This window comes from Ferruginibacter yonginensis (genome assembly GCF_042651465.1).
In the GTDB taxonomy this organism is placed as follows: Bacteria; Bacteroidota; Bacteroidia; order Chitinophagales; family Chitinophagaceae; genus Ferruginibacter; species Ferruginibacter yonginensis.
In genome coordinates, this window is sequence record NZ_JBHSCZ010000009.1 from 1 (window position 1) to 4625 (window position 4625).

Genomic DNA, 4625 nt, shown 5'->3' on the forward strand with positions numbered 1-4625 from the left:
CAATATCAACAGTGCTACTGTAAAGGTGGCGGCGGTGGTTACAGCAACAAAACAAGGCGTAAGTATATACCCTAACCCTGTTGTAGGTGACAACATCAATGTTCACTTTAACGGGCAACCATTAGGTATTTATCAAGTAAAAATATACAATGGTGCCGGACAGCAAGTATACCAGCAACCTATTAGTATCAATAACAACCAACAACGTACTGTTATACAAATACCTAATTTAACAAAGGGTAATTATGAGTTGATGGTTGTAACAACAGAAGGCAAAAAAATAACCATACCATTTTTGAAATAACGAAAACAATTGTTGATTTTCATTGATTGATTAAAAGGCGAACATTTTAAATGTTCGCCTTTTTGTTTTTTGCAAATAGTGGTATCTCCATATTTACGCATTAAACATATTATATAAAATTACCAAGTAAAAATACTTGTGCATGGTTATAATTACCCTATTTTTTTCATATTACAATAAGTTAATATTAATGACGTTGTTTATATGTGTAGTTGTAACGATGTTCCATTATTACAGCATACACCATCAAAATTCAACACCAAAAAAACGATTTTCTAAAAGCAAGTTGGTTGTCGTCAATTACTAACTATTTTTTTTAAATCGGCACTGTCAATTATGAAAAAACAGTTACACTTATCTGTTTTCTTAAAAACAGCTCTATTCATCCTACTTTCATTTATTACCGTTATAGTTACCAACGGTCAGGCCTTACAAGTAAATACGTATACGGGTTCAGGCACATGGGTCTGTCCTCTTGGTGTTACCAGCGTTACAGTTGAAACCTGGGGCGGTGGTGGTGCCGGTGGTGGTGTTACAGCTTCTAATACTAGAGGTGGTGGTGGTGGTGGCGGTGCATATAACACAGCTACCATTGCCGTAACAGCAGGCAACTCCTACAATTATATCGTAGGTGCCGGAGCTGTTGCTACAACAGGTGCAGGTACGGCAGGTGGTAATTCATCTTTCAACGGAACCGTAATTGCCAATGGCGGTGGCGGCGGTGGTACAGGTGCTGCTGGAGCAGCAGGTGCAGGTGGTACAGGTGGTGTATATAATGGTGGTAATGGTGCTGCTGGTAATATTTTAGGAACATCTGGTGGTGGCGGCGGTGGTGCTGGTTCAACAGGTGCTGGCGGTAATGCTTCTGGTACAGTAGCAGGTGCTGCAGGTGGTACTGATGGTGGTGTTGGCGGTACTGGTTTATCAGCAAGTAATGTAGGAAATGCAGGTGCTACATTAGGTGGTGGCGGTAGTGGTGCAAGAAACGGTGGAACTGCATCAGGTAGGGTTGGCGGTAATGGAGCTAATGGAAGGGTCCGTATTTCCTATATGCTTCCTTGTGTAACGCCTACCAATCAGCCCTCAGCTTTAAATTTTACTAATATTAATTTTAATGATTTGACGGTTAATTTTACAGCCGCTACATCCAACCCCACTAACTATTTAATTATAAGAACAGCAACCGCAACTGCACCTTCTAATCCTATAAATGGTACATCTTATACTGCTGGTACCACAGCATTGGGCGGTTATATTGAAAGTGTAAGTGCATCTGTTTCTATTGTTTCAACAGGTTTAGCACCTGGTACCACTTATTGGTATTGGATATACAGTTTTAATAGTACAACTTGTACTGGTGGTCCGCTTTACAGAACAGCTTCACCACTATCAGGCAGTGCTACTACATTGGTGTGTGGCGCTGTTACTAATACTGCTACTATGCCTCAAACAGGCAGCATAAACTGGTCGGCACTTACTTGGAGTTTAGGACATGTGCCTTTGCCTTGTGAAAATGCTACGGTTACTTTTACTGGTACTACCAATGCAAATGAAACAGTTACTTTAAATATACCTGCTGATATTAGTGTTAAAAACCTAACGTTCATCAACAATTCAACATTTGTTGGTAGAAGTAAAGTGTTTAAAGTGGTAGGTGCTGTAGGTATTAATGTGTTGGTAGATGGTAATTTACAACTAACTGCAAATGGTGTTGAAACTAGGGATAGTACTACATTGGCAGTAGTGGGTACAATGACGATAAACGGCAATGCCACCATTGGTAATATGGCTGATAATTCATATTCCGTTATTGGCACTACGGGTACCACTCCCAACCAAACCTACATTATTAAAGGTAACCTAACATTCAACCCTAAATCGTACACTATTGAAGAGCATGGTGTGTTTATAATGGATGGAACAGGGGCTCAAACTATTACCAATAATACCAATAATATACCTTATACAGATGCTGTACTTTTTGATATTCTTAAAATAGGTAATGGTGTTAATACGCCTACGGTAACATTTACAGGAACCAACCAACGAGCATATATGAACGATAAAGGGGGTAATGTAGAAATTACTGCCGGTTCAACCTTGGTATTACCAGCTAATTATTCTTTGAATGCGGAGGATATTGTAACAGCAGGTGTATTTAACTCTACTTTTATATTGGGTAGTAATGCTACCTTATTGGTAGGGGGTAGTACTAACGGTACCACAGGTAGTAACTTTCCTGCTAATTTTCCAACGTATACTATTAGTCCCACAAGTACCGTGCATTATAACGGCAGCAATGCCATAACGCAAACTATTTTTGGTGGGGTTAATTATGGCAACCTTATTGCCTCAAACAGCAGTGGTAGTGGCAGGGCTGCTAAAAACACAACGAGTATTGTAAACGTACTCACTTCATTTAATATTCAAGCTTTGGCAGATGTTACTTTGGGTGCAGGTGTAGTTTCAACAGGGCCACTAAATGTAGTTTCAACAGGTGGTTTGTATTGTAATGCTCATGTGGTATCTGGCGCTGGTGCTTTTACTTTAAATAATTTAAGTTATTTGGGTATGGGGCATGTAGATGGTATTACGGGTGGTACTTCAGCAATTGGTAATATACAAATGTTGGGCGGACGTAGCTACAGTACTAGTGGTAATTATATATACAATGGCGTTGCTACTCAGGTAACGGGCAACGGTTTGCCTGTAACCATCAACGATTTAACGATTAACAACCCAACAATAGTAACGATAGCAGCTAACCAAACAGTAAATGGGGTAACGCATTTGCAGCAGGGAGTGTTTGATATAGGCGGTACGTTGTTTACGAGTAATGGTTCAGGAACGATAACGAGTACAACTGGTAAGATGAAGGCTAATGTAGGTTTGTTAGAGATGAAGGGTAACACGGGTGTAGCTCAAAACTTATCAGGTAACTGGTTTGTTAATAAAAATATCAGCACATTAATTAATGCCAATACAAAGGGTATCACTATTGCTAGTGCACCGAGTGATACGTTGTTGATCAGCTCAGCGTTGGTATATGGAACAGGCATTACCAACTCAACAATAACGACCAACGATAATTTAACGTTGTTATCAAGAGATACGGCTACGGCGAACTTCGGTCAAATAGCAACTGGCAGCGGCAATACGATAACGGGTAAGGTAAATGTGGAGCGTTATTTATATGCGAAAAAAGCATGGCGATTGTTAGCTACACCAGTAAGTATCGCTACATCGCCAACAATAACGGCATCATGGAGAGAGGGTGGTCCAACAACCTCTACAGGTTATGGTACCCAAATTTCTGGTCCTGCCAGTTTTGTGGGTATGGATCAGGTAACCCAACGAGCATCTATGAAGTACTATGATGCGGCAAGTAATAGTTATATAGATGTAACCAATGCTAATACGGCCAAAATAGCCAATAAAGAAGGGTACTATGTGTTTGTAAGAGGCGATAGAAGTATTAATACAGCTGGCGCTACAGGTGCTACCAACTTACGTATTAAAGGCGATTTATTAACGGGAACACAAAGCTTTACGGTACCTGCCAATAAGTTTTATTCTTTCGGTAATCCGTATGCGTCACGAATAGATTTTAGAACGGTGAGCAAGTCAAATATAGCCAATGCGTTTATTGTATGGAACCCTAACAATGCAGGCGCATACAATGCAGGTGCATTTGAAACGTATACATGGAATGGAACCAACTATGTAAAGGCAGGTGGCGTTATCAGAAACTTTATAGAGAGTGGTGAAGCGATATTTGTACAAAGCAATACAGGCACAGCAGGAACAGTTATAGTAAATGAATCAGACAAGGGAAGTGGCAGTAGCTTACAGAGTAGGATGGCTACCACGGCTACAGCACCGCAGGAAGAGGCTTCAACTGAAACAGGCAGACCCGGTGTAACCTTCCCAACATTAGAGATTAATTTATATGCAAAAGATGTAGATGGCAGTGAATACTTGGCAGATGGGGTATTGCTGAACTTTGCCAATAACTTTAGTGCAGGGGTAGATAATATGGATGTACGTAAGATATTGAACACGGCTGATAACTTAGCTATAAAGAACGGTACGTATAACTTGGTGGTAGAGCGTCGTCCACACTTAACAGTGAACGATACGATTCCATTGATGGTATCAGGGTTACGAGTAGCACCTTATCGTTTTAACATAGAACCATCGGTATTACAATACCCGGGCTTACGAGCAGTGTTGAAAGATAACTTTACGGGAGTAGACAAAACCTTGAGTTTAACGAGTGTAACAGATGTATCGTTTGATGTTACGAGCAACCCACAGAGCT

General features: G+C 40.5%; 2 protein-coding genes. Both read left to right on the plus strand.

Going from position 1 to position 4625, the window contains the following annotated elements:
• Positions 1 to 304, plus strand: a 304-nt coding sequence (locus ACFOWM_RS13900; RefSeq protein ID WP_379711208.1) for a T9SS type A sorting domain-containing protein, incomplete at its 5' end; no start/stop codon positions are given.
• 336 nt (positions 305 to 640) lie between these two features.
• On the plus strand, positions 641 to 4625 hold a 3985-nt coding region (locus tag ACFOWM_RS13905), incomplete at its 3' end, for a beta strand repeat-containing protein (RefSeq protein WP_379711210.1).